General features: G+C 55.8%; 19 protein-coding genes. 11 read left to right on the top strand and 8 right to left on the bottom strand.

The window, feature by feature from the left end:
* Positions 1-79 precede the first annotated feature (79 nt).
* On the top strand, positions 80-1,246 hold the full coding sequence (locus ACZ1HV_RS25425) for an MFS transporter (protein ID WP_298960172.1): 1,167 nt from the start codon (positions 80-82) through the stop codon (positions 1,244-1,246).
* On the opposite strand, the gene dgcA is transcribed toward ACZ1HV_RS25425, so the two are convergent.
* Together dgcA and dgcN are read right to left on the bottom strand one after the other, a co-directional pair.
* Positions 1,243-2,226: an N-acetyl-D-Glu racemase DgcA gene (dgcA, locus tag ACZ1HV_RS25430; protein WP_472716696.1), complete on the bottom strand. Its 984-nt coding sequence runs from the start codon at positions 2,224-2,226 to the stop codon at positions 1,243-1,245. The genes ACZ1HV_RS25425 and dgcA overlap by 4 nt on opposite strands.
* Positions 2,223-3,236, bottom strand: coding sequence for an N-acetyltransferase DgcN (gene dgcN / locus ACZ1HV_RS25435; protein ID WP_472716697.1), 1,014 nt, complete (start codon positions 3,234-3,236; stop codon positions 2,223-2,225). The genes dgcA and dgcN overlap by 4 nt, the downstream gene beginning before the upstream one ends.
* Before the next feature lie 122 nt (positions 3,237-3,358).
* Here dgcN and ACZ1HV_RS25440 point away from each other — a divergent pair, with 122 nt between their 5' ends.
* The 5 genes from ACZ1HV_RS25440 to ACZ1HV_RS25460 all read left to right on the top strand — a co-directional run bounded on the left by ACZ1HV_RS25440 (position 3,359) and on the right by ACZ1HV_RS25460 (position 8,645).
* On the top strand, positions 3,359-4,507 hold the full coding sequence (locus ACZ1HV_RS25440) for an ABC transporter permease (RefSeq protein WP_472716698.1): 1,149 nt from the start codon (positions 3,359-3,361) through the stop codon (positions 4,505-4,507).
* 8 nt (positions 4,508-4,515) lie between these two features.
* Positions 4,516-5,325 (top strand): ABC transporter ATP-binding protein, encoded by an 810-nt coding sequence (locus tag ACZ1HV_RS25445; protein ID WP_298819376.1) that lies wholly within the window; start codon positions 4,516-4,518, stop codon positions 5,323-5,325.
* 10 nt (positions 5,326-5,335) lie between these two features.
* A complete protein-coding gene (locus ACZ1HV_RS25450) occupies positions 5,336-6,052 on the top strand; it encodes an MlaD family protein (RefSeq protein ID WP_472716699.1) in 717 nt (238 codons plus the stop codon).
* Positions 6,053-7,356: 1,304 nt separating this feature from the next.
* Positions 7,357-7,962: an ABC-type transport auxiliary lipoprotein family protein gene (locus ACZ1HV_RS25455; protein WP_298819380.1), complete on the top strand. Its 606-nt coding sequence runs from the start codon at positions 7,357-7,359 to the stop codon at positions 7,960-7,962.
* Positions 7,963-8,114: 152 nt separating this feature from the next.
* On the top strand, positions 8,115-8,645 hold the full coding sequence (locus ACZ1HV_RS25460) for a MarR family winged helix-turn-helix transcriptional regulator (protein WP_472716700.1): 531 nt from the start codon (positions 8,115-8,117) through the stop codon (positions 8,643-8,645).
* Positions 8,646-8,798: 153 nt separating this feature from the next.
* Here ACZ1HV_RS25460 and ACZ1HV_RS25465 read toward each other — a convergent pair whose 3' ends face one another.
* Positions 8,799-14,303 (bottom strand): apolipoprotein A-IV repeat region-like domain-containing protein, encoded by a 5,505-nt coding sequence (locus ACZ1HV_RS25465; RefSeq protein ID WP_472716701.1) that lies wholly within the window; start codon positions 14,301-14,303, stop codon positions 8,799-8,801.
* Between the two features lie 847 nt (positions 14,304-15,150).
* Here ACZ1HV_RS25465 and ACZ1HV_RS25470 point away from each other — a divergent pair.
* Together ACZ1HV_RS25470 and ACZ1HV_RS25475 are read left to right on the top strand one after the other, a co-directional pair.
* Positions 15,151-15,513 carry an Hpt domain-containing protein gene (locus ACZ1HV_RS25470; protein ID WP_298819390.1) on the top strand — a complete coding sequence of 121 codons (363 nt, stop codon included), beginning with the start codon at positions 15,151-15,153 and terminating at the stop codon, positions 15,511-15,513.
* Between the two features lie 146 nt (positions 15,514-15,659).
* Positions 15,660-15,980 (top strand): 2Fe-2S iron-sulfur cluster-binding protein, encoded by a 321-nt coding sequence (locus ACZ1HV_RS25475; protein ID WP_298819392.1) that lies wholly within the window; start codon positions 15,660-15,662, stop codon positions 15,978-15,980.
* A 113-nt stretch (positions 15,981-16,093) separates the two neighbouring features.
* On the opposite strand, the gene ACZ1HV_RS25480 is transcribed toward ACZ1HV_RS25475, so the two are convergent.
* Positions 16,094-17,320, bottom strand: coding sequence for an MFS transporter (locus ACZ1HV_RS25480; protein WP_298819394.1), 1,227 nt, complete (start codon positions 17,318-17,320; stop codon positions 16,094-16,096).
* A 220-nt stretch (positions 17,321-17,540) separates the two neighbouring features.
* On the opposite strand from ACZ1HV_RS25480, the gene ACZ1HV_RS25485 reads away from it, so the two are divergent.
* The 3 genes from ACZ1HV_RS25485 to ACZ1HV_RS25495 all read left to right on the top strand — a co-directional run bounded on the left by ACZ1HV_RS25485 (position 17,541) and on the right by ACZ1HV_RS25495 (position 21,100).
* A complete protein-coding gene (locus ACZ1HV_RS25485) occupies positions 17,541-18,332 on the top strand; it encodes an AraC family transcriptional regulator (protein WP_472716702.1) in 792 nt (263 codons plus the stop codon).
* A 70-nt stretch (positions 18,333-18,402) separates the two neighbouring features.
* A complete protein-coding gene (locus ACZ1HV_RS25490) occupies positions 18,403-18,831 on the top strand; it encodes a universal stress protein (protein ID WP_298819398.1) in 429 nt (142 codons plus the stop codon).
* 265 nt (positions 18,832-19,096) lie between these two features.
* Positions 19,097-21,100: a sensor domain-containing diguanylate cyclase gene (locus ACZ1HV_RS25495; protein WP_472716703.1), complete on the top strand. Its 2,004-nt coding sequence runs from the start codon at positions 19,097-19,099 to the stop codon at positions 21,098-21,100.
* Here ACZ1HV_RS25495 and ACZ1HV_RS25500 read toward each other — a convergent pair.
* From ACZ1HV_RS25500 to ACZ1HV_RS25515, 4 genes are all read right to left on the bottom strand, one after another.
* On the bottom strand, positions 21,097-22,221 hold the full coding sequence (locus tag ACZ1HV_RS25500; RefSeq protein WP_472716704.1) for a class I SAM-dependent methyltransferase: 1,125 nt from the start codon (positions 22,219-22,221) through the stop codon (positions 21,097-21,099). The two genes, ACZ1HV_RS25495 and ACZ1HV_RS25500, sit on opposite strands and share 4 nt — an antisense overlap.
* A gap of 75 nt (positions 22,222-22,296) precedes the next feature.
* The gene (locus tag ACZ1HV_RS25505) at positions 22,297-23,472 is read right to left on the bottom strand and encodes a vWA domain-containing protein (protein ID WP_472716705.1); all 1,176 of its coding nucleotides are present in this window, start codon (positions 23,470-23,472) and stop codon (positions 22,297-22,299) included.
* Positions 23,473-23,561: 89 nt separating this feature from the next.
* Positions 23,562-24,626 carry a YcjF family protein gene (locus ACZ1HV_RS25510; RefSeq protein ID WP_472716706.1) on the bottom strand — a complete coding sequence of 355 codons (1,065 nt, stop codon included), beginning with the start codon at positions 24,624-24,626 and terminating at the stop codon, positions 23,562-23,564.
* On the bottom strand, positions 24,623-26,116 hold the full coding sequence (locus ACZ1HV_RS25515) for a YcjX family GTP-binding protein (protein ID WP_298959797.1): 1,494 nt from the start codon (positions 26,114-26,116) through the stop codon (positions 24,623-24,625). The genes ACZ1HV_RS25510 and ACZ1HV_RS25515 overlap by 4 nt, the downstream gene beginning before the upstream one ends.
* Between the last annotated feature and the right edge of the window lie 9 nt (positions 26,117-26,125).

The raw sequence follows: 26,125 nt of genomic DNA on the forward strand, positions 1-26,125 counted from the left end.
GTAACACGGTCAACTTCGCCCAAAGAGTAAGATGAAAATCGTTAACATCTTTTTGCGGTGGCCGCTTTCCAGGGTTTTCATGCCACACATTTCGTTCCCTATCGGTGCAAGAGTCTCAGCACTGTTTGCTTGCCATTTTTTTGGATTTGGCCTGTTCCTGCCGTTTTTCCCGGTTGTTCTCGGATTGAAGGGCTTAAGCCCGGTTGAAATCGGATTAATTCTGGGAATCGGTACGATTTCTCGCATTGGTGCGAGTCCAATCCTTTCGAATCTGTCCGACAGGTCTGGCCAGCGACGTTTTTCGGTCATGATCTACTCTCTTGCGGGAGCCGGGTTGCTTGCACTTTTCTTTCTCCCAGGCGGACTTTTGATGCTCGGTGTTGCGGTCATCGGATTTATGGTGATGAACGCCCCCATTGTTCCCTTGAGCGATGCCTATGCGCTGGATGTTCAGCGCAATACAGGTGCAGATTATGCGCGTATGAGGCTCTGGGGATCAGCAGGGTTTGTGGTTGCAACACTTGCCGGTGGAGCACTGACTTCGGAAGGATCTGCCTGGCTGCTGGTCGTTGCGATTTGTGCTGCAAGCCTTGCAACATGCGCTGTGGTCATGAGCTTACCGCGTCAACAGCGCGATGAACACGACGCCCAAGACGAAGCGGAAGACGCCCCGACACCCTTTCGAACGGTGTGGTTTTGGCCTGTCCTGACCGTCTTGGGGCTCTTTCAGGCCAGTCACGCCGCGTTTTACGGTTTTGGCACGCTATACTGGCAATCGAAAAATGTGCCTGACCTGGCAATCGGAGGGCTTTGGGCCATCGGCGTTGTCGCTGAGATCGGTCTTTTTGCAATTGCCGGTAAGTTGGCACAGCGTTTTGACCCTCCGGTCTTCCTGTTTGCAGCCGGTGCAGCAGCGGTGGTCCGGTGGGGTTTGTTTCCTTTTGCTGAGACGCTTGAAACAATGGCCGCGCTGCAACTTCTGCACGGATTGAGTTTTGGCGCTGCGCATCTTGGCGCCGTGGCAATCCTTGCCAAGGTCGTGCCCAGCCGATGGGCCGGAACCGGGCAAGGATTGTTGGCGACTTCGGTCGGCGTACAAATGGCCATAGGACTGAGCGTCTGCGGGGCGCTTTATGACATCAATCCAAATTGGCCATTCTACCTTATGGCATTGGTGGCTCTTACCGGTACGGTCTTCATGCTCGCGCTGACGCCTTTGGTGCGCCGGCGTACGAAAATCGGTTAGCCCCAAAGGTCGGGCTGTGGCGGATAAAGCGTACTTCCTTCAAAATGAAGGCCTGGGGACCTGTCTCGAGCCAGAAGAAGCGGGCCATCCAAGTCTACAAAATCAGCATCCTGTGCGATCAGCACTGCTGGTGCCATGGCAAGGGATGTTCCGAGCATACAGCCGATCATGACCTTGAATTCCATTGCCTTTGCTTCCTGAACAAGCTGGAGCGCTGCAGTCAGTCCTCCGGCCTTGTCCAGCTTGATGTTGACCGCGTCGTATTTGCGGCGGAGTTCATCAACGCCTTTTCCAGGATGAAGGCTTTCGTCGGCGCAGATGGTCACAGGATGATTGGCGTCTGCCAGCAGGCCATCGCTTTTGGCAGGCAGAGGCTGCTCGATCAAGGCAACGCCTGCCGCCTCGCAAGCCGACATGTTTTTGTCAAAGCAGCTTTCGTCCCAGGCTTCGTTTGCATCGACAATCAATGTACTGTTCGGCGCGGAGGCACGAACAGCCGCAATGCGTTCATCATCTCCTGCACCTGCAAGTTTGACTTTCAACAGCGGGCGATGAGCAGCAGCAGCGGTCTTTTCAGCCATGATGCCCGGCGTGTCGACGCTGATCGTGAAGGCTGTGGTCACAGGTTTTAAAACACCCAGCCCGGCAATCACGGCTGCGGAATGGCCCGAGCGTTTGGCCTCAAGATCCCAGAGCGCACAATCGACAGCGTTTCTGGCAGCTCCTGCAGGCATGGCCCTAAGCAAAGCCTCTCGCGACAACCCCTCTTTCAGAAGCGGGGCAATCTCCTCGACTTGCGTTTGTACGCTCTCAAGGGTCTCACCATAGCGAGGGTAGGGGACGCATTCGCCGTGACCTGTCGATGTGCCGTCGCCGACGGTGACCATAACAACTTGCGCATGCGTTCGCGTTTCGCGCGATATCTTAAATCCTCCGGCGATTTCAAACCGCTCGGCTACCAACTCGACTGACAAGCTCATGGCGCACCAAACTCAGCTGAAACCTTGTCGACGATCGCTTCCATGCCGAAACGGACCGGGTCCGTTGCCGGCAAGCCGTGCTTTTCACCGACTTTGGCAAGGTAGGCTTGCGCTTCATCTTCGTCGAGTGCGGCAGTGTTTACCGCGATCCCGACACAGCGGATCTCCGGATTGGTCAATTGGCCACACTGGATTGTCAGGTCTATGACTTCCTGAATGCTGGGCAAAGGCGTTTCAACCCCGCGCATTTTGGTGCGGGTCGGTTCATGACACACGATGAAGCCGTCAGGCTGCGAACCGTGAAGGAGACCGAGCGTGACACCGGCAAACGAAGGGTGGAACAAGGATCCCTGTCCCTCAATCACCTGCCAGGCGGTGTCGTCCGTTTCAGGGGAAAGCCATTCGGCGGCACCTGCTATAAAGTCGGCAATCACTGCATCCAATGCGGTGCCGCGACCGGAAATGAAGACACCGGTCTGGCCGGTGGCACAGAACGAACTGTTGTAACCGCGTTCGCTCATGGCCTTGTCCATTGCAAGGGCGGTGTATTTCTTGCCGACCGAGCAATCCGTTCCCACGGCCAGAATGCGTTTGCCAGAGCGTTTGGTGCCCTTGCCGGTGGCAAATGTCATTGTGTTCAGCCGTACATCATGCAGCTGGCGGCCGTTTCTTTCTGCCGCCTCCTTGATGACATCAATATCGCCAAGGCGCACATGGAGACCCGAGGCAACATCAAGACCCGCATCCAGTGCTTCAACGATGGAGGTCACCCAGTGTTCCGGCAACCGGCCCCCTGCGTTGACGGCCCCGATAACCAGTGTCTGCGCACCGGCGGCCTTGCCTTCGCCAATCGACATGTCAGGCAGGCCCGTATCGGCCGCACATCCCTGCAATCGCACCTGACCGACGCACCAGTCTTTGCGCCAGTCGACAATGCCAATCGCGGTCTTTGCCGCCAGGGCATCGGGAACGTCCCCAAGAAACAAAAGGTAAGGCCGGGCAATTTCCATGAGTTACGCTCTCAGGTGTCTGTTGGTAGAAATCGAAGCCTCCTTTATGAGGCCGTGACCTGATCTTTTCAATCAGGTATACGGAGGATGATTGAGTAGCGGCAAGGGGGCAGCCATCCGCAATGGCATTCCTGGAAAAGAACATTGCACCGGATATGGAATTCGAAGCGGATGGTCCAGAACACCAGTTTCTGGCGCTGTCCGGTGACTGGACCGTCAGCACCATCGGCGATGCTGAAAAGCTCATCGACAAACTGAATATCGGCAAGGACCGGCTGACCTGCATTGATGTTTCCAAAATCGAGCACCTGGATACCAGTGGTGCATGGCTCATTCACAGGACACGCGGAAGACTGGAGTTTGAGGGACGCAGGGTCGGATTGACAGGCGTTTCACCCATTCGCCAAACGCTCTTCGATGAGATCGACCGTCACCACCCTCCGAGCTACCGGCCTGAAAAAAGTGGCTTTTCGGTTGCCGGGTTTTTGGAGGCCACCGGTCGTCAGATGGTCGATGCCGGCAAGGACGCCAAGGCGATGCTCCACATTCTGGGATCGCTCGGCTTGGTACTGTCAACGGTGCTCTTGCACCCCAAGCGTCTTCGCAGCATCTCAATTGCTGTTCAGTTCGACCGAAGCTGTATTGGCGCGGTTCCCATCGTCGCACTGATGAGTTTTTTGATCGGTGCCATCATTTCCCAACAGGGCGGGTTCTATCTCAGGCAATTCGGTGCAGATATCTTTGTGGTCGACCTGGCCGGTATTCTTGTGCTCAGGGAAATTGGGGTCATCTTGACCGCGATCATGGTCGCAGGACGGTCCGGATCGGCGTTCACCGCTGAACTTGGCGCTATGCGCATGCAGGAAGAGGTCGATGCGCTCCATGTAATCGGCCTCAGCGTGACGGAAGTGCTCGTACTGCCACGTATTCTGGCACTCATGATCGCGCTTCCAATTCTGACTTTCGTTGCCGACATGTCTGCGCTGTTCGGATCCGGCCTCGTGACCTGGGCTTACCTCGACATTCCACCGGCTGCCTTCCTTACGCAGCTTCAGGCCGCAATAACGACTGAAACCCTTGTCGTTGGGCTTGTAAAAGCGCCATTCATGGCGTTGATCGTTGGGCTCATTGCCTGCGTTGAAGGTCTGAAGGTCGAGGGATCTTCTGAGTCGCTTGGCCGCCACACCACCATGTCTGTCGTAAAGGCGATCTTCCTGGTCATTCTTGTAGACGGGTTCTTCGCCATTTTCTTCGCTGCGATTGGAGTATGATCCAGGCCATGACGCTGACTGCTCCCGAAAGCGCTGAGAAGACGACTGCCGACACGAGTGAAGGCACAGGAAATGTCCTGTCCGTACGCAATGTCACCGTAGGGTTCGGGAGCAAGATCATTCTGCAGGATCTCGACCTCGACGTGCGTCGCGGTGAAGTGCTGGGCTTTGTCGGTGGATCGGGAACCGGTAAATCTGTGCTGATGCGCACGATTTTGGGCCTAAATCGCAAAAGATCCGGGTCGATATCGGTATTCGGCCATGACCTTTCCACGGCCAGTGTGACGGAGCGCAAGGCGATTGAACGCCGATGGGGCGTGCTTTTCCAGCAGGGTGCGTTGTTTTCGTCTCTATCGGTCAAGCAGAATATTCAGGTGCCGATGCGCGAACACCTGAAACTGTCGGCACAATTGATGGACGAGCTGGCGACGCTGAAACTGGAATTGGTTGGTTTGCCTCAGGATGCGGCCGACAAATTACCTTCTGAGTTGTCCGGCGGCATGGTCAAAAGGGCCAGTTTGGCCCGTGCTCTTGCACTTGATCCAGATTTGGTGTTTCTGGACGAGCCGACGTCCGGTCTCGATCCGATCGGTGCGGCGGCCTTTGATTCGCTGATTGCAAACTTGAGTTCGACTCTCGGATTGACCGTTTATATGGTCACACATGATCTCGATAGTCTTCATTCTATCTGTGATCGCATTGCTGTTCTTGGGAAAAAGCGTGTTCTGGCCATCGGGACACTGGACGATATGATGAAAAATGACGATCCCTGGATTCAGGCGTATTTCCGGGGGCAGCGGGCGCTGCGCCGAGTATAGGTTGAACTGAATGGAAACCCGCGCGAACTACATCCTGATCGGTGCCTTCATGGTGGCCATCCTGATCGGTGCGTTCGGCTTTGTGTACTGGCTCGCCGTTACCGCTGAATCCAGGCAGAATGTTGAGCTGAAGATTGTATACCCCGGACCCGTGACAGGATTGCCTGTCGGTGGCCAGGTGCTTTTCAACGGCATCAAGGTCGGTGACGTCAAATCACTTGATTTTGCGCCGGGCGACCCAACAAAGGTGGTCGCCACTGTCCGGATCAATCCAAATACTCCGCTGCACGAAGATACCAAAGCTACCCTGAATTTCACGGGCCTGACAGGCGTTGCCTATGTCGACTTGAGCGGAGGGTCTAGCTCGTCGCCATTGCTGCTAAAACCGGACAGTGAGCAAGTGCCGGTGATCTATGCGGAACGTTCCTTCTTTGATGACATTGTTGATGGCGCGCGAGACGTTTTGAAACGTGCAGATCTCGACGATGAAGACCATCGACGATCTGTTGAAAGAAAACCGCCCGGCAATAACCGAAATCATCACGAACGCCGAAACATTTTCAGCGGCGCTGGCGGCCAATTCCGACGGCGTGAAGGATTTCATGGCCAGTATCGGAAAAGCATCCGACGCGTTTTCCAACCTTGCCGGCCGCATGGAAGGGCTGGTCGACCAGGGAGAGCGGCTGCTGGCAGCCGTCCCATCCGACAAGGTTACGGCCATTGTTGACGATCTAACTGAATTTTCCGCCAGCCTCGGCGAGGCCAGCAAGGATATTGACTTGTTGATGGCAGATGCCCAGGGCGCCGCCCAGGAACTTGAAAACTTCACGAAAAAGCTGAACGAGGGCCTGGATCAGGTCCACAACGTCGTAAAGGCGGTCAAGCCGGAAGAAGTCGAGAAGGTCATGAAGGGAGCGGCGGCGCTTGGCGAGGTGCTTGAAAAGCGCACCGCGGACATCGACAAGCTGATCGTTTCGACCAGCGAGACAATGCACAACGTCAACGCAATCGTCGCAGCCGTTCAGAAACAGGACGGCGCAATCAAGGAAATCATCGAAGGTGGACGCGACGTGGTGGTGAAAGTGGATGCCATCATGACGCGTGGTGTTGAAATTGCCGCCGCTATCGACCCGCTTCAGATTGAAGAGGTCGTCAATTCGATGAGTTCCTTCACCGAAGGCATGAATGCGTCTTTGGTGCGTGTTGACGAGATCCTGGCAAGCGTTGATCCGGAAACGGTTGAAAACGCTGTCGACGGCGTGGCCAGTGTCATAGACAATTTCAATAATCAGCAGAGCCAGATCAACGAGATTATCGCTTCCACCAAATCAACGGTTCAGAACTTTGAAGCCGTGTCGGCGACTGTGCGCGGTCAGGATGACCGGATTGCCGCGTTGATCACCGATGTGCAGGCGGCTGCTGAGCGTTTTGCAACGACGCTTGAAACCGCAAATGAACTGCTGATAGCAGTGGACCCTGACAAAGTCGCCAATATCGTCGGATCCGTCGAGACGGCAGCTGCTGGCCTTGCCAATCAGGAAGATGGAATACCGGCAATCCTGGAAAGCGCTCGCCAGGCTGCGGACAATGTCGAACAGATGACCGCTAACCTTTCCAAGCGCACGCCTGATGTCGACCAGATCATTACCGATGCCAAACAAATGACGGCGACGTTGAACTCTACATCTGTTCGTGTGGAGAGCCTCGTTGAGAAAGTGTCGACCATGGTGGATGGCGATGGTGAAGGCCTCATCAAGGAAGCAACACTTGCAGCACAGGCCATTCGGAAAGTGGCCGTGGCATTTGAAAGCCGGGCAGATTCCATTGCAGGCGGACTTTCAAAATTCGCCACCCAGGGTTCAACAGACTTTGCCTCCGCACTGGCGCAGCTCAACCGGACGCTGGTTTCTATTCAACGTGCAGCAGAAAGCTTTGAGCGCAGTCCCAACAGGGTAATCTTTGGCGGTGAGGATGTGCCGACCTACTCGGGTGGCCGGCGGCGCTGACAGGAAGATAAAGAAGGCAGGGTATATGACAAAGGCAACCACAGACATAAGCCGTAGGCGCGTACTTGGCGCGCTCGGGCTTGGTGTGCTTGTGTCCGGTTGTGCAAGCTCTGCGCCTTCAGCGTTTTACAGCATCGAGGCCGCTGATGTCGGTGGTTTGGCTGGCCGGTCGAGCAGAGTTCAGGTGCTTGTGGCGTCACCCAGAGCATTAAAGGCGCTCGATTCAAGCTATATCGCTGTTGTCGACAAGGGACCGATCTACAGCTATTTCCCGAACAGTGCATGGGCGGACACCTTGCCCAATGTGGTCCAGTTGAAACTGGTGGAGACACTCCAGAATACCGGCCGTTTACGGGGAGTTGGGTTGCCTGGTGATGGTCTGTTGATCGACTATCAGTTGCAGACGGAAATCCGGGCATTCGAACTCAGGGTCGAAGGCGCCAATCGCGGTGTTGTGGAGATCTCGGCACGGGTTGTGAATGATCGCAATGGCCGCACCGTTGCAACCAAGGTTTTCCGCGCAGAGACCCCGTCAGGCAGCACTTCGGTCGACAAGGCTGTTGAAGCCATGAACACGTCAGCTGATCGCGTTTTTGCAGAGATGGCTGCCTGGACGCTCCGCAACGTCTGACGAAGGTTCTCAGCACTCTTTTCTCCGCATAAGCTAACAATTTCACGCTTTCGCAGCCAAAAGCCTGTGTCATCAACAATTGATCAAGTTGCAAGTGCAACTAAGTCGCCTTTAAGATGACGGCAGAAAACAACCGGGCTTAGTGGAATGCAATGAAAAGGCAGCGCGAAACTGGTGCTGACAGGTCAGACAGTCTGACGAAAGTGGCCGGCAAAGAACAACAGACTTCAGAATTCGACCTGGAAAGTTTCTTTCCCTATCAGGTGCGCGTCTTTTATTCCGACGTCACAAGAGCACTCGCTGCCGTTTATCAGCGTGACTATGGCATGATGCCCGCTGAGTGGCGGATTATGGCGATCCTCGGCTCCGCGACAACTGGATTGCAGGCAACAGAAATCGTAACGCGTTCCAGTATGGACAAAGTTGTTGTAAGCCGAGCGGTCAAACGCATGGAAGAACGCGGTTTTCTGACACGCGAAACCAATGAAGCCGACGGACGCAGTTTCCTGCTGGAGCTTTCAGCTTCGGGCAGAGAGGTCTTTCAAGATCTCGCTCCGAAACTCAAAGCCGTCGAGAGCCAGATGCTTGCCGGGCTGACGGATCAGGACATCACGGATTTTCTGCGCGTGATTGAGCAGATCAGGGGCAACCTTTCGGGCCTGTCCGAAAGTTCTGTCGCTTGATTAGCCACACGGGAACACCCGGTCTTTTTCAACGATAGGTATGCCCGATACTTCTGGGCTTCAGCGACTGAACATAGCCAACCTCTCAAGCAAATGGCTCAAAAAAGGGCGGCCACAGGCCACCCTTTTTCGTTTTCGAGTTTGGCGTTTTGATCAGTCGAGACGACCGCTTGCATGTGCAAGCATCGTGTAGACCTTGCCGGTGTCGGAGGTCAGGTAAGTCTGACCAAGCATGTTGTCACGGTCGTTGCGGGAGACTTGAGCCAGCAACTGCTCGAAATCTGCAACATAGCGCTCGACTGCAGTTCGGAACTCAGGATCGCGGGAATACTTCTGACGAATTTCGTCAAAGGTCTGCTGGCCCTGAAGGGTGTAGAGGCGGCGTGTAAACACATGCCTTTCTCCAGCACGGTAGCGGTTCCACAAGTCGATGAAGGTCTCATGGTCAATTGCGCGTGCAATGTCGACGGAGAGCGAGTTCAGACTTTCAACTGTCTGCAAAGGGGTCCGGCTCATATCCGTGTCCGACCCGGCATCGTCATCGCTCGACGCGCGGCGCAAGAGGTCTGCGACCCATCCTTTGCCGCTTGACCCACCGCTGGCTGCCGGCGCCGCGGCCGGTTTTTGACGGCGAGGCTCGGCTGGGCGGGTTTGCTGCGGGCGTTGCTCGCTCGCAGGTGCCACCGGAGCAAAGCTTGCCGGGGCCGCTTGCGGAGCCGGTTGCGGGGCAGGGGCGGCGCTCGCTGTCGCGACCTGAGCCTGCGGCTTTGAAATGTCCAGCGCGTTGGACTGCTTGGCCACAATCTCGGAGAGCTCGGTCAGGGCGCGGATCTGCTCGTTGACCACCTTGCGGAGGGCTGCAGAAGACTCTTCCGCTTCATCCGGCAGGTTAAGAACGCCCTGTTTGAGTTCGCTTCGTGTTGCCTCCAGCTCACGATGCACTTCGCGTGCAACATCGCGCATGCGACCGGCGGCATCATTGAAGCGTTCGGAAGCATCGCTGACGGTGCGGGTCATTTCAGAGATGATGTCATCCTGAGCCGACCGGATGGCATCCCTTGCCTTCTGGCCTTCCATGCCTGCCGTCAGGCGCATCGATTCAAACTGCTCGGCAACCTGTTTGGATGCTGCTTCCGCTGCTGCGCCCAGCATGTTGGCCGCATCGCGTGCTTTGTCGTCAGCCGATTCCAGCGTATCCGACAGGGTCTGGGTGAACGATCGCATAAGCGTATCGACCGCTTCCGTTTTTGCCAGCAATGTATCGGCAACGTCCTCAATGGCAGTGCGGCGCTCGGAAACACGGCTCTCCACCGAGGTGTTTGTGTCTTCCAGATGACGCGCAGCCTTGGTCAGCTCCTCTGACTGGTCGGTGAAGCGGCCGGTCAGGTTCCGGATATCGGCAAGGGTGGTGTCTGTGACATCCCGCAGATTGGAAACCTGTTCGCCGATCAGGGTGGTTGTAGAGTTGGTTTCCTGGACGGCGCGATCGACGGCGGAGCGGAACTCGCCTGCGCGACGTGCCAGATTGCCTTCCACTTCCGTCAGGTTCTCTCCAGCGACACTGACGATTGACTGAAGGTTGGAGTTGGAGTGCTCGATCTTGTTGAGGATCTCGGTCACGTCCGCTTCCAGCCTGCGCTTGGTGTCGGTCAGCAGCGTCGTGGCCTGATCACTGCGCTCGTTGATGCTGGCAACAATCCGGTCACCTGCTTCGACGAGCGAACGGGTCGCGTCGAGGCCTGTGTGCGCAAATGTATCGGTCACGTCGCGACCCTTGACGGTAATGGCCTCAAGGATGGCGTTGTGGACTTCTGACAGACGACCGGTGAGGTCGCTGGCACGTGTCTCGATAGCATTGATCAGCTCATTGCCGTCCGTGCCGACAATCTTGGCCAACTCGCCAGAGCGTGCACCAAACGCCTCGTTCAGGCTTGTGGCCTTGCTCAGCAGTTCGTTTGCCACTTCGTTGCCGCGGCCAACCAGAAGATCGGCAGCTTCCGAAACCGCACTGTTGACGCGGGCGCGGACCATGCCTGCTTCGTTCGACATCTGGCCGCGGATTTCTTCCAGTGTCTTTGCGAGGGTCAGGCGTGCCTGCTCGCTTTCGGCTGAAAGGTTGCCGGAGATCTCGGCGATCAGGCCGGACAATTCGCCGCGAACCTTCTCGCTTTCGCCGGTAAGGGAACCCGTGAACTCGGCCAGTGTACCGGCATAGAGTGTGCGGGCCTTTTCGCTCTCGGCGCCCATGGCCCGAGCTGCATCGGTAACTGCGGCCAAAACCAGTTCGCGGATCTTGCCGCTTTCGCCGGACATTGCGCCGGTTGCCTGCTGCATCGCAGTAGTTACCGCATCGGCTGCCTTCTGGCTTTCGCCAGCCAGCACGCCGCGGGCTTCGCCTACGGATCCCAGAACGATCTGGCGCATGCGATCGCCTTCGCCGGTGAGCTTCTCGGTCGCCTGGCTCAAAGCGCCGTCAACGATCTCAACGGTTTTGGTGCGCTCGTCGGCAAGCGTCTGAACAGCGGCTGTAACCGCTTCCTGAACCACATCGCGCAAACGTGTGCTCTCGGTGGACAGGGTTGCACCTGCTTCGGAGATCACGGCCGTCAAGATGTCGCGCGCGCGCTCGCTTTCACCGGTGAGCGTGCCGGAGATGCTCTCCAGCCGCTCGTTGAGGATCGTTTCCAGCTGTGTTGCGCGGCTGTCGAGCGTTTCGGCAACTTCGAACACCTTGGCACCGAGCGAAACGTTGATTTCCGCAATGCGCTCTGAAAGCGATTCCGTCAGTTGCTCACTCTGCTTGCCTAGGACATTGCCGGCTTCTGCAAGCCTGTTGTCGAGCGCCGACGTCATTTCATCCTGACCTTCGACGAAGGCCTGGGCGATTTCCTTGGTGCGGGAAATAAGCGTTTCGGAAATCTGGCGCGCACGCGCGTCCAGTGTTTCGTCGATGCGATCGGTGCCGCTGGTCATCGAGGCCGAAATGAGCTCAGCCTTGTCGGCCATTGCCGTGGCGGCGCCATCAACACGGGTAGACAGGTTCTGACCGATTTCCTCTGCGCGATCGGCAAGCGTGTTACCGGCAGATTCGATCCGCTGACCGAGTTGCAACGTGATCGCATCGGAGCGGTCCGCCAGAATGTCGGTGATGTTGCGGGTCTTTTCTTCCAGTGCTTCGCTGATACCGGTTGTCCGGTTCTCGATGGCATCTGACAGGATCTGTGTGCGGGCTTCCAGCGTTGCTTCAAAGGCAGCGGTGCGTTGATCCAGTGTCAGGTCCAACGTGTTGATATGGCTGCCAAGCGAAGAGTCCATCGTGGCGATACGCTCGCTCAGTGAACTGTCCAGGGATCCGACGCGCTGTTCCAATGACGCATCCATGGTGCTGATGCGGTCGGTGAGCGTTGCGTCCATGGTTGAGAAACGCTGGTCGAGAGAGGTGTCCATCGCGGTGATGCGATTGCCGAGGGATGCGTCCATCGTGTCGATCCGCGCGGCAAATGTGGTGTCGAGCGTGGACAGGCGCGAGTCGAGCGCCTCAGACAGAAGGAGCGTCTTGGTGTCGAATGAATCGACCAGCTGACCACCCTTGTCGGTAACGATGGATTCCAGCTCCGTGAGGCGTGTTGAAAGGCCTTCTTGCAGGGCCAGTCCGCGCACTTCAAGTGTTTCGGCGATCTCACCGCTGATCTGATTGATATCACCTGCCACTCGGTCGCCGCGGCTCCCGATGAGTTCAGCCAGCTGTGTACCGGTCTCAGCGAGTTTGTGCGTCAGGTTACCGGTCTGTTCGCCTAGGCTTGCTGCAAACTGGGTTGAAACGCCTTCCAGCGTGTCTCGGAAGCCGACCGTCTGCTGCTCAAGCATGGTCGCCATTTCGTTGCTGCGGGCCGTCAAACGCTCATCAAGTTCAGCGCCATTGATCGATATCGCCGTGTAGATGCGCTCGGAAATCGTGTCGAGCTTCTCCGCCAATTCACCGCCGCGAACGGAAATGGTCTGTGTGAGAGACCCAGCTGTTTCGTCCAGCTTGGATGCAATCTCGCCACCGCGCAGGGACAGGTCGACCACAATGCTTTCGCCGGTCCCGCGCAGGATTTCTGCAACCTCGGTTGAGCGGCTGGAAAGCGTTTCGACAATTTCAGCGCCCCGGATGGAGATGGTGTCGGTGACGTTCTGACCTTTTTCGGAAATGCTGTCGACGACCCGGTTTCCGGTCTCCGCGAGAGACTGGTCGAGCGTGTTGACGCGTGTATCAACTGTGGACACCAGCTCCTCGGTGCGGGAAGTGATGGTGTCGATCAGGCGACCGGACGTCAGCGACAGGTTGGCGTTGATCTCTTCACCGCGCTGGGTGATCACTTCGCCAACTGAGTTGCCGGTTGTTTCCAGAGTCAACCGGAATTCGTCCGCCTTGCTGCTCAAGGTTTCGATCACCGACGTGCTGGACGTGGTCATTGTGTCATTGATGTCGGTGCTGCGTGCGGAAAGCGTTTCAACAAACGTGTTTGCTGTATCGGCAAACCGGTCATTGATTTCGTTGCCGCGCGTCGACAGCGTCTCCCACATTGTGGCGCCGGTTTCAGCAAGGTTGTCGACCAGTTCACCACCTGTTGTGGACAGGCGGGCAACATAGTCTTCGGCACGCACGGTCAGACTGTCGACCAGTTCGTTGCCGGAGGCATTCAGCGTTGCTCCAAGGGATTCAATGCGCGAGTCGACCGTCGATGTAAGCTCTTCGACGCGATTGTTGACTGCGTCTGTCAATCGCTGGGTAGCCTGATCGACCGTTGTTCCAAGCTCGCCAGATGTGTCTGACAGTTGCGACGAGAATTTCTCGTGCGCTCCAGCAATGGTTTCGCGAACGCGCTCAGCATTCATCACGATGGACTCACGCTGGCTGACCAATTCCTCGATCAGGCCACGGATTTTGAGTTCATTGTCATTATAGGAGCGTTCGAGCGAAGAAACCTCGTTATGCACGAGAACTTCAAGCTCGCTTGCACGGGCAATCGCCCGTTCAATGCCATCGCCCATTGCCGCTACTTCGCGGCGGATGGCCTGGCCGACACTGAGAATGGATTCCTTCGCCATGTCTTCTGGTTCAGCAAGGCGCAAGGCAACTTCGGTCATACCGCGGGCGACAATACGCATTTCCTGCGCGCGCCAAATCATCATGGCCATGACAAAGAAAAAGATAATGGGGACGACAATTCCGACGACCGCCAGGATGACTTCCGGCGAAGACGTCAGCACCTGCGGATCGGTTAGCGAGGCGACCTTGTCTGAGAAGGCGGTCATGAAGAGACTGCCACCGAGGGCTGCCCAGACGGCACTCAGGGCAAGGGCACCCCAGAATGGTGCTGAAGACGGGCGGCGCTGAAGCGCATAGATCAAGCTGCCGATGTTCCGGCGATCGTCATTGGCAGCCGGTGGGCGTCCGCCGCGTCCGCGCCTGCGAGACTGGCGCTCCTCGCGCTGAGATGCCCGGTTATCTGCCTGCTGAGCACGCGCTTGCTCTGCATCAGCAGCTGCGCTCGCCTCAGGTGCCGCTTCCGCAGTCCCGGCTTCAGGGCCACCGAAATCGAGTTTCAGGGCTTCTTCAACCGCAGACAGTGCCGCTTCCGCCGGATCTTTCGCCTTTGTCGGATTTGCCATTTAGGATCGCCTCACGTCCGTACTCATTACACACCGGTATTTCAGCGAAGCTGCAAAAGCAGCTCCAAACAGTACCTACCGGATGCGTCGCTTCTGGGGCCGTTGCAAACACTGCAACGCCACAAAATCTGTTCTTAGAGGAGGGCCGCCGCTGACCGACCGCGAACTTTCCGTTCGACGGTTCACTCCCCATCTTGCCGCATCAGTTACTGTAATGGCACAATCTCTCCTAACGAACAAGAAACGGCAATAGCGTGAGTCACTTAGGGGGCAGTTTGAATGCCGGAATCGAAGCAGGTCAGAGTGTCGAAAGACACTGGAAAAGGAGCAGTTTCCGCTTTGCTTAAAGCGGGTAATCTGACTGCTCCACAAAAGCGTTGGTTGAAAAAAGGCCTTTCGCAACCGGGCGGCAAGCTGCCGCTCTTCGACGATAACGGGCGGGAAATTCCGGCTCGCACCATCCGTGCCTGCATAGAGGCAGGTTGGGCAGAGCCTTGGTTTTCCAACCCAATCAAGCCTGACTGGCTTGTTTGCAAATTGACGCCTGCCGCAATTGAAGTGCTCTCCGCAAGTCAAAAGAAGGGAAAAAGTTAACGGCAAAACCTGAATTCAGGAATTTGCAACTTCGGTGAAATGACGGAATTGCAAGGACTTTTTAAACTCTCTTTAAGAGCTGCGTGAAACTGCGTTAACCAAGATTTCAATTTTTTGGGGACATCGGCCGCTTCTGCGCCTTTGCCGAGCTGATTTAACCCGGTGTTTGCTGCTTGGAGGGCACGCTCGTTGTCAGCAGTTGCTTGCGGCCGGGTGCCGTCAGGCAGGTATTGAGTAGTTTGGAGCACCCCTAATGGCCCCTTCATCCATGGCCCGCGTTGCCGGCCGGGTCGCACTGGAAGCACCCATCGATCTGGTGCAACTGGCGACAAACACCCTTGGAAACCGTGACCTGGAAGTCCAGGTTTTGCACCTTTTCAAGTCGCAATCGTGTTCAACGCTGGAACGGTTGGCTCAAGAAACGGACCGATCGGTGCGTCTTGATCTTGTTCATACGCTTAAAGGATCCGCGCGAGCGATCGGCGCGGACCGCGTTGCGAATGTTTGCGAGAACCTTGAGGGCAGGATGCAATCGACAACGGACGCAGCGACCGAAAGTCTTGTTGCGGCTGTAGACGAAGCCAACAAGTACATCAGGGATCTCCTGGAAGGGTAAGCGGGAAGCCGCCAAACTCAGAGTGCGTTCCAAGCGGTCGAATTCGTCGCATGCACACCCATGAAGTCTGCATGGTCCTTGACCTTTTGCACGGAAGCTTTATTTCGGGGCAGCTGGAACCGCAATCTAGGGCTTGGACGCGACATATGCCGAAGATCACTTTTATCACCGCAGACGGAAACCGGACCGAAGTTGATGCCGCCGAAGGCTCTACGGTGATGGAAAACGCAATCAAGAACATGGTGCAGGGCATCGAGGCCGAGTGCGGTGGCGCCTGCGCCTGTGCAACGTGTCATGTTTATGTCGATGATGCCTGGTCTTCAAAGACCGGTGCGCCCGAGCCGATGGAAGAGGACATGTTGGACTTTGCGTATGACGTCAAGCCGACTTCGCGCCTTTCCTGTCAGATCCAGGTATCTGCGGAGCTGGACGGTCTTGTCGTTCATGTTCCTGAACGGCAGGCCTGATCGCTTATCGGCGGAAGATCTAAATACATTGTTTCAATGACGATTTTCTGATCACGGGGCTGCGGTAGACGCCGCCCCGCATGTGCTGTTTATGTCAGCTTGGCTCTGATGCCCTATTCGGCTGGCTGAGCTGTCTGCTTGCGAAACCAGAAGTCGACTTCCTTGCCTTCTTCCGGCTTGCTTGGGATCATCGTGGCCAGGAACAGGCTGACGGCGGCCATTGCAGCACCGGCCAGGAAAACAGCGGCAGGTGAAACAAGCCAGATGAAACCGAACAGCACTGGTATGAAGACGGCTGCAATGTGGTTGATGGTGAAAGCAACACCGGCAGTCGGTGCGATATCCGCCGGATCACCTATTTTCTGGAAGTAGGTCTTTATCGCGATCGCAATCGCAAAAAATGCATGGTCGATCACATAGAGGCTTGCCGCCAACGTCGCATTGGTCACGAAGGCGTAGCAGACGAAGACCCCGACCAAGCCAACATATTCCAGGATCAACGCCTTTCGTTCTCCAAATCGTACGATCAGCTTGCCGATCTTCGGAGCCAGAACCATGTTGAAGGCGCCATTCAGCAGAAACAGTCCAGCAACCTCGTGAACGTCGTATCCGAAGCGCTCGACCATGAGGAAACCGGCAAAGACGGTGAAAATCTGCCGGCGGGCACCGGCCATGAAGGTGAGGGCGTAGTAGAGCCAGTACCTTTTTCTCAGAATGAGTTTCTTGTGCTGTGGCACGCCTTCGCGGAAGTGCGGGTAGGCCATCACCAGAAAAGCAAGCACGACCAGGGTCAGGCCGCCTGCAATCGCAAAGACGGTTGCGAACGACAGGTCAAAGGTCTTCCACGCAATGAATATCAGACCGTAAGCAACAAGCTGCGCAAATGCGCCGACAGAGATAATCTTGCCCAGGCTGGCCGCCGCTGTGGCCTTCGGCAGCCATTGCAGTGACAGGGACTGCGCCATCGTCTCGTAGTAATGGAAGCCGATCGACATGATCAACGTGGTTATGTAGAAGCCCATGGCTGTTGGGAAATAGCCGGTAATGGCAACTCCGAACCCGAGCAGCAGCAAAGACACATAAGCAAGCGTTTGCTCGCGCATGACGAAGAGCAGATAAACGGCCAGAAAACTCAGGAAACCGGGGATTTCGCGGATGGATTGCTGAATTCCGATCTCGCGGCCGGTGAAGTCCAGCTCATTGACCGCAAAATTGTTCATCAGGTTCCACCAGGCAGCAAAGGAAAGCTGCATGGCACCGGCCATGATCATCAACAGAACAACGGGAGAGCGCCAGCCCGTGATTTCATTGGGATGTGAATTTTGCGTGAAATAGGTCATTCAGAAACCGTCGATGAGAAACTGTCCATCAGGAAAGTGACTTGCTTCTAGCTTCAAATAGAAACTGCGTGTTAGCGCTGTTTTGTCATGATATGTTTCTGAGTTGCCAAAGCTGCCGCTAGAAACGGGGCCACTATTGCCTCTCGGTCAAGGAAACGGCAGCACATGGCTTGTTCAAGCGGTGCATTCTTGAGGCTCGCCAATTGTTTGGAGAACGAAAATGGCCATTCATCCGGAGCTGTCGGAGTTTCCTGTAGGGGCTGTCTCAGGGCCACTCATCGGATATGCCAACAGTGCACCTGCCGGAATAGGTCACAATGGCTGGCACTCTCACGACAGCGCGCAATTGTTCCACGTGGTCACGGGGTCGATTGCGATCGACACAGAAATGGGCACATTCTTTGCCCCACCAGAGCGTGCGGTCTGGCTACCCCCGCGAGTAGAACATCAAACGAGATACCTGACAGAGACCGAAATTCGCTATGTCTATGTCCAGCTCGAGTATGCGAGAGATTTGCCGACCACACCTCAGGTGATGCAGGTGACCACTCTACTCAGAGCCTTGATACTGGAGTTCATGTCCTATCCGAGATCTGAAACCGAATGCGGTCCTGCCGGCCGTCTGGCTGCGGTGATTTTGGATCAACTCAAGATGTTGCCGGCCGCGCCATTGCAGTTGCCGATGCCTCAGGACGCAAGGCTGCGGGAATTGTGTGAAGCAGTGGTTCGTTGCCCGGCACATATCCCCTCACTTGAAGAGGCGGCAGGCCGTTGCGCCACATCCGTTCGCTCTTTTGAAAGGAGGATCAAGGCAGAGACCGGTTTGAACTACCGGACCTGGTGCCGTCAGGTGAAACTGTTCAGAGCGCTTGAATTGCTTGCGGCGGGGTGCAGCGTCTCGGATGTTTCCCACAAACTTGGCTACGAAGGGCCGAGTGCGTTCGTTTCAACGTTCAGGAAAGCTTTCGGGGTAACGCCAGGGCGCTATTTTGGAGACCTTTCAGGGGATTGATCTGCCTCATGGCGAATTGTGTCATGGAGCGCCAAGAGTATGGCAACACCACTCTTCAGGGAGACTTGTCATGTTCAAGAAAATCCTCGTTCCCGTCGATCCCGGCGAACCCGCATTTGCAGAGCAAGCGCTAGCCAAAGCAGCGCAAATGGCGCGTGACTACGGTTCCAAGATCCACTTGATGGCTGTGTGTCCGGAAGTGCAGAGCTTCGTTGCCAGTCAGCTTCCGGACGGCTGGCAAGAGAGAGAATTCAAGGAAACTGCAACGGTACTTGAACAGATCGGATCGAAACTGGATGTTCCGGAAGGTACAATCGACCTGATGGTTCGGATGGGGTCTGTCTACCATGAGGTGATTGAAGAAGCGGAGAAGTCTGACTGCGACCTCATATTGATGACGTCGCATAAACCCGGCTTGTCAACTTACTTCATCGGTTCCAACGCGGCACATATCGTCCGTCACGCGCCATGTTCGGTGCTGGTGTTGCGCGGCAGTTGAGGGTCTGACAACACCTTAAACATACCTGCGAGGAGTGCGCCTGCCCCAATGCGAGGGAGGGCGCATTCATTGTCGAGCGGTGTCTCGCATAATTTCAGTGATCAAGCCATTTACTGTTGCCGCGTAGTACACTGCAATTGTTTGTTAATCATAAACTCCGTGATTTTTTCAAGTTAGGTAAAACTGTCAATTTTCTTTTCAGCGTTACATAAGTCAAATTTAACAACTTTAAGTAAAGCTCTGTGCCGATGGTATGGAGTTAAAGATGCGCGTGCGTTCGGCTTTTCGGTATTCAATCACCGCCAAATTGTTGGGTATTGTCGCAATCTGCGTTGGGTTTGTTGTCGCAGCGTCAGGTGTTGGCGTCTATCAAATCCGCAAAATCGGCCAGGAAATTGAGTTCATTGCCGAAGCTGAGGTGCCACTGACGGATGCAATCGGACACGTGACGGCCCACAGGCTTGAGCAAACCATTCTGGTTGAACGATTGATGCGGATGAGCTTGATCGGGATTGAAGGCCGGGTAATCGAAACCGAAGACGAACGTGCCAAAACAGAAGCAAGGATTCTTTACCTGGGTGGGAAAATAACCGGCGAATTTGCCGAAGTCGCTGATATTGCAGATCAAGGCATTTCCCTTGCGAGCACCGAAGCGCAGGTCACGGAATTTCAAACTGTCCTGCGAACCATCAAAGCGATCGGGCAGGAACACGAAGACTATTCTGTTGCAGTCTCCAAGATACTGAGCAAGTCCAAACGAGGGGACAGCCTTGAGGCTGAAAGCCTGTTGCAGGAGGTCAGTGGGACGCATTCCAAGTTCAACATGGAACTTGAACAACTTTTGTTCCGAGTGCAGGCGCTTGCGGAAAGTGCTGCGAAAGCGGCGGCGAAGCACGAGCAGAATGCCATCCGCTTCACTATTCTGATTTCTTTGGGTGCAGCCGGGTTTTCCGTCCTGTTGGCAATGTGGCTCGGGCGATGGGCAATAGGTGCGCCGTTGCTTGAAGTCGTGAACGCACTTCGCCGCCTCTCCAGGAATGACTTTGATGCTGAATTGCCCGTGGACCGGAGCGATGAAATCGGTGATATCGGCCGTGCCTTCAGGGCGTTCAAGGCTCACCTGATCAGCGTCAAGGAACAAGAGCGCATTGAAACTGAAAGACAAGCGGAACTAACGCGGGAAATTCGCCTTTTGTCCGAGCTGAACGAATGGCTGCAGTCGAGCAGCTCGCTGGACGAGTTGTTTGAAATGGTGAGCCTGTTCATGACCAAATTGCTGCCGAGCAGTGCGGGCGCTGTCTATGTTTATTCAAACTCACGCGATGTGCTCGACGGGGCCTGTACCTGGAATGGTGGTACCCTGGAGGCGCATATTCGGCCCAATTCCTGCTGGGGACTACGTCGTGGTAGACCTTACGTCTATGGCGACAACGAGGTCAGTTTCCGCTGTAGTCATGTCGCTCCGGACCTTGCAGACAACGTTTATCTCTGCTTGCCGATCCTGGCACATGGTGAGACCGTTGGATTGATGCATCTTTCACCAGCTGCCGGTGCCAGCAATGAGGAATTCCTGTCTCAGCGAAAACTTGCTCAGATGGCCGCCGAGCAAGTGAGCCTTGCGATCGCGAACACGCGCATGCGCGATGAATTGCACAACAAGTCGATAAGAGATCCTTTGACAGGTCTTTTCAACAGACGGCATTTCATTGATGTGCTCAGATCAGGACTTGAACGCTCTCAGCACAGTGGTCAGCCGATCTCACTGGTTTCGATCGACGTCGATCACTTCAAGAAATTCAACGACAACTATGGTCACGATGCAGGCGACATGGTGTTGCGCGCAGTCGGATCGACGCTGGAAGAAATCTGCGACGGCGATCAGATGCCGTGCCGATTGGGCGGCGAGGAGTTCATGGTTCTTCTTCCCGAAACTTCCTTGTCTCATGCCGAAGCCGTTGCTGAAACAGTCAGACTGGCAATTGAAAAAATCGTAATGCGTTATGGCGAAAAAAGCTTGCCGAAAATCACGGTGTCATGCGGTGTGGCAGGATATCCAAACCATGGCCGCATGCCTCAGGACATTATGAAGTCCGCGGACGATGCCTTGTATCTTTCCAAGGACAACGGCCGCAACCGTGTCACGGTGGCACGCTCTGATTTCAATGAAACTGCAGACGATCTTGAGCTCTTGCGCGAAGAAGCTGCACAAGACCACGAGGCCAATGCGAAAAAGCAAGACGATGCTGAGCACACGGAAGACGCAGCCTAAACCTTTCGGGTCAGCAGCATGGCGACCGCCATATAGCGGAATGGATAGGCTTCCGGGTTCGCCTTGAGCAATTCCAGAGCCTTGGCATAGACCCTGTCCACGAGTTGGTCTCTCTCAGGGCTGTCTGGCAGGGCATTTTTTAAAACGGCTTCAGTGAAGGCACGAAAGAAATTGACGTAGTGCGCGGCATACTGCGTCAGATCACTGTCTTGCTGAAACGCTTCGTTGAAAGGCACCGGCACCTCATAAGACATGCTTTGGTCGAGTTTGAACAAGTCTGAAACCGCGTATGAGGGATCTGTGGCGGGAACGGTCAATTCTTCCAGCGATCTCATGTAAACCGGCTGGTAGTAGCTTGCGTAGGCTTCTCTTGAGATTTCGCCACTTTCAACGAATGCCAGAACCGCGTCATTGAGCAAGTCATAGATCCCGTCGCTGGTGCTCGCATCGCTGTCGCGGCCAAAAACCTGCACAATCAGCTTACCGCCAGGGGCCAACTCCCGAGCACGGACTTTGAGAAAATCGGCGACGTCCTGTTTGGCAAGATCGGCAAATGCCTGGCGATCCGTTTCGGAAACTTTCCCGTTTGACCGTGCGGCGCTTGGGCCATTGGGAAAGATGTAGTCTGGCAGCTGTCGCAAGGGACGGCGCGAGAGGAAGCCAATCGCATTGAAAGTCATAGCCAGATGAAGTGAGCGGTCGGGAACCAGCTGGTCGTACATGGAGCCCGCAACAACGCAGGAAAAGACCCTTTCTCTGCCATATACGCTGCGGCCAACCGGGCGAAGGTTCAGGAATAGTTTTGAAAAATCATTTGTCGGCAAATCCGAGTGGATCGTTTGAATTGAACGCGACGTGCGGGGCAACAACGTGTTGAGCGCCTCAGTCATGACCGCAATGGAATTGTGTCCTTCAGAGCAGCCGAAGTCGGCAAGCCTGATCGTCCCTTCGTTTTCGACCTCAAGAGTTGCCATTGCGTTGCCGATGAGCGGAAATACAGCTTCAATCGCACGCCACTGAGGTGCTGAATTTTCATCATAGAAGCCACCGCCCACCATCCCGGTCGTCGTGGCGTGCGTTGTTTGGGTCACTTTCGAGGACTGTCTGGCCGTTTCCGTCACGAAACTAACTCCACCTGATTTGCGCGATCTTGAGGGTACTGGCGATCAGCCCGTTAAGGGGGCGGGCGTGGTTGATCAACGCGCCAGTTCCTTCATGGCGTCCGAGAGACCCTCGACGGTCATTGGGAACATGCGACGTTCCATGAGTTCGTTCAGCATTTCTATGGAATGGGTATAGTTCCAATGCTCTTCACGCACCGGGTTCAACCAAACGGCACTTTTATAAAGGCCGGTTACGCGCTGCATCCATGTCGCCCCGGCTTCTTCATTCCAATGCTCGACTGATCCGCCAGGGTAGGCAATTTCATAAGGGCTCATCGATGCATCACCAACGAAGATGATCTTGTAGTCCGCCGGATATTTGTGCAGCACATCCATGGTCGGAATGCGTTCCGTGTGGCGGCGGCGATTTTCTCTCCAGACATATTCGTACAGGCAATTGTGGAAGTAGAAATGCTCCATGACCTTGAATTCAGACCGGGCTGCGGAAAACAGTTCCTCGCAAATTCTGATGTGGTCGTCCATCGAACCGCCGATGTCGAAGAACAAAAGCACCTTGACGGCGTTGTGCCGTTCCGGTCGCATCTTTATGTCCAAAAGACCCTTATGTGCGGTTGACCGGATGGTGTCATCGAGATCAAGTTCATCTGCTGCGCCTGTTCTTGCAAAGTTGCGCAGGCGTTTCAGGGCGACTTGAATGTTTCGCGTGCCGAGAAGCTGGTTGTCATCCAGATCCTTGAAGTCTCTCTTGTCCCAGACCTTGACGGCGCGTCTATGCCGGCTTTCGTGCTGTCCGATGCGCACCCCTTCGGGATTGTAGCCATACGCGCCAAAGGGCGACGTGCCGGCGGTGCCGATCCACTTGTTTCCGCCCTGATGTCGTTTTTGTTGCTCTTTCAGGCGTTCGCGCAAGGTTTCCATCAACTTGTCGAAACCGCCTAGAGCCTCAATCTGTGCTTTTTCTTCTTCGCTGAGGTGCTTTTCGGCCAACCGGCGGAGCCATTCTTCGGGAATGTCTTCAGTTGGAACCTCGCTTAGGAGATCAAGACCTCTGAAGACATGTCCAAAAACGCGATCAAACTTGTCCAGATTGCTTTCATCCTTCACCAGGCAAAGGCGTGCCAGATAGTAAAAGTCTTCAACGCTTTTTTCCGCGAGGTCATTGTCCAGCGCCTCCATGAGCGTGAGATACTCCCGCAAGGAAACCGGCACGCCGGCAGCTTTCAGTTCGGAGAAGAAGCTTATGAACATGTCAGGAAATTATCCGGCCACTGGGATCATGTCGAGCCAATGCGTGGCGGGTTGATAGGCATTGCAGTTTCGAGAAGGTGGGCGAGAGCTCAAATCCGCCGGGAATTTCTAGCTGGGCGCTTGGGGGTCTTCTTTTTTGCCAGTGACACCAATTCACCCATGAAGTCGGAAATTGAAGGTCCAGTTCCGGAGACAAAAGGAACCGGACGGCAGACATCGATTGCGGCGATGCCAATGCGTGCCGTCAGAAGTCCGTTTACAACGCCCTCACCAAGCCGTGCCGACAAGCGCGCAGCCAGTCCGTGACCAAGAACCTGCGAGGCCAAGCTGTCGCCAGCCGCCATGCCTCCTGTCACAGCCAGATGTGTCAGAACCTGCCTTGCCAAGCGCAGGAAACCGAGTGTTCCTGGGCGTCCGCCATACAGCGCTGATAGACGCCGTATGGTTCTCAGGTTTTCAAAAAGGACTGCAAGGAGGTCGACCAGAGCGCGCGGGCTGACGGCCGTAACGATGGATACCCGCTTGGCGCTGTTCATCACGATACGTCTTGCCTCGAGATCAAGTGGGCGCAAGAGGTCCCGCTCCGCAAGTTTGATCAGGTCCCGGCCATCGATCACTTCACGCATGTGACCGGCGAGGGCCTTGCGACCCTGCGCGGTTTCCGGTCTGTCACGATAAAGCGCCAGCAGCTCTTTCAATCCGCTTGTCGCGGCGCTCGCATCATCGTTTTCTGCGGCTTCGGACAGTCTGTCACGCAGCTTGTCGATTTTGCCGAGACGCATCAGTCCGGCGATTTCACGCAAGGCCAAACCCAACAGACCGAGTGCAGCAAGCGTTGCGAGTGCAACGCCTAGCCAACCCAGCCAGTCGGTACGTGCAAAAAGATCCCGGATCAGACTGTCGACAGCCAGACCGATTGTCAGCGAAACGAGACCAGACAGCCCGATCATCAGCCACTTGCCGAATTTGAAACCGGATTTGGGCGTGCTGGCAGCACGTGGCAGGCGCGGTTCCTCGTCTTCCAGAAATGCTTGTGTGATTAGCGCTTCGTCGGCTGACGGCACCTTGTCATCGTCGTCGGTCAAACGAACCTTGCGGTCGTCAAGTCGAAACGCAGTCGGACGACGTCCAGAAGGGGGAGGGGTTCCGGTCATGCGAGTCGATCTCCGATCAGGAATTCCAGGGCACGGTCCAGTCGAATGTGCGGAAGTGACAAAGTGAGACCTTCTGCCGTCGTGTCCAGTTCCGGCGGCCTGAATCTCAAAAACTGAAGATCGGCCTGAGCGGATTGCAAGCTTGGTCGAAGCCCTTCATGCAGTGATTCATCTTTGTCAAAAAGTGATTCAGGATCCTGGGGTAAGTCTCCGGGAAACATGGCGATTTCGGTTTTGCCGTCGTAGGTGTCGCCGTTCAGCCGCTCGCCCGGCAATGGTGTTCCCAGGATCGCAGGCAGTGCTTCGCCGCGATGTTTGACCGTAGCTTCGCGTGTTGCGCGCACCGCAGCCATCGCCAGGACGTCAACTTTCGCACCCTTGAACCTTGCTTTTTCTTCGGCCCTTGCGACCAGCCGTTTCAAAATTGCCTCGAGCCGGTCGTGGTCTGAGCTGTGAAGGTGATCCGCTTTGGTTGCGGCAAACAGGATCCGGTCGATGCGGCGTGTCAGGATTGATGAAAGCCAACTTCGTTTGCCTGGCCTGAAAGCGCCGAGCACCTCGCTGAGGGCAACCTCAAGATCTGCAACCGCATCCGGACCTGCGTTAAGGGCATTGAGGACATCGACAAGCACGATCTGGCGATCCAGCCGCGCGAAGTGATTTCGGAAGAAGGGGCGAACGACATGGGTCTTGTAGGCTTCATACCGTCGCTCCATCATGGAACGCAACGTCCCTGTTCGGGCCGCACCGGCATCAGCGGGAAAATCCAGTGGCGCGAAGGTTAGGGCGGGGGAACCGTCCAGATCGCCGGGCATGAGGAAACGCCCTGGCGGCAGCATGGAAAGCGCGTGCGTATCGGCTCTGCATCCGGCGAGGTAATTTTTGAATGCCGCAGAAAGCTCCTGGGCCGCCGGTTCGTTTTCCTCCGTGTCGGGTGACATCCTGCCAACAACTTCCAGAAAGGGCGAAGCGATGTCGATGCGGTTTGCTGCACGGGCGCGCTTCAAGGCTTCTGCGGAGAATGTGGCATAGTCCTTGTTCAGCAACGGCAAATCCAAGAGCCATTCGCCGGGATAGTCGATCAAATCGACATGCAGGCGGCCTGGTCCCAATTTGCGGTAGAAATAGGAGGCGCTCTCATAATCAATTGTCAGCCGCAGCTCAGCGACTTGCCGGGTCGACTCCGGCCAGACCCGTTCGCTGACCAGGGCGCGCACATGCGCTTCGTAGTCGAAGCGAGGGACGGCGTCATCGGGTTGCGGTTGCAGGCGAGCACCTGTCATCCGGTGTCCGGCAGCTGCGCTGAAAACAGGAAGCCGGCCGCCGTGGACGAGATTGTGCACAAGAGCTGTCAGGAAAACCGTTTTGCCCGAGCGGGCAAGTCCAGTCACTCCAAGCCTTACGCTTGGTACCGCAAGGTCGGTTGCAGCATCCGCAAGGTTGGCCAGGGTAAGACGGGTTTCTTCCGTCAATGTCGTCAATGGGTTCAAAACTGCCTC

It is taken from the genome of Roseibium sp. JB4-4, assembly GCF_055693425.1.